This is a genomic window from Staphylococcus sp. GDY8P198P (genome assembly GCF_017891615.1).
Taxonomy (GTDB): Bacteria; Bacillota; Bacilli; order Staphylococcales; family Staphylococcaceae; genus Staphylococcus; species Staphylococcus cohnii.
On the sequence record NZ_JAESJQ010000033.1, the window covers coordinates 1 to 587 of the forward strand.

General features: G+C 29.3%; 1 protein-coding gene. It reads right to left on the reverse strand.

What is annotated here, in order from left to right; all coding sequences use genetic code 11:
* Positions 1–28 precede the first annotated feature (28 nt).
* A partial coding sequence (locus KA824_RS12800; RefSeq protein ID WP_210133283.1) for an MATE family efflux transporter occupies positions 29–587 on the reverse strand: 559 nt, incomplete at its 5' end.

The following is a 587-nucleotide window of genomic DNA, read 5'->3' on the forward strand; positions in this document are numbered from 1 at the left end:
AGCTTTTAGAAATCCTAGATACAAATACCTAGAATTTATTATCTAAAGCGTCTATGAACTTCGTACATGCCCACAGAATGAAGAATAATAATATAAACGGAATGAGATAGAATGAATAAGCTAAATATCTCCAAATAGATTCACCTTGAACAATTTGATCATGAATGGTCTCTGCATAACTATTAAGCATTAATATATCGCCTATTGGTCCAGTTATCAGTGATACTAGAGAGACAATTAAAACAACAAAAAATAAAGAAAATATGCCTTGATTCATTTTACTTAACGATTTGTTGTATTTACCTATCAATTTATCGTTATCTTGAAATTTACCTTCAAGTGTTTTTTTATATTCTTGTATTTCTGTTCTTGTCTGCTTATTACTTTCGATTACCCCATTCATAAGTGTTTTTGTATTGTTATCTATCTTTTTAAACTTATTGTCTAGGGCTTTTTGAAAGTCTTGTTCTTGATTATCGGTATTTATTTTATTTAAATATGCGTTAGCTACTGATTTATATCTCACATGCAAGTCATCGCTTGCTTGATTAAAGGTGGAGGTCGATTCCTCTATCTTTTTTATTAAC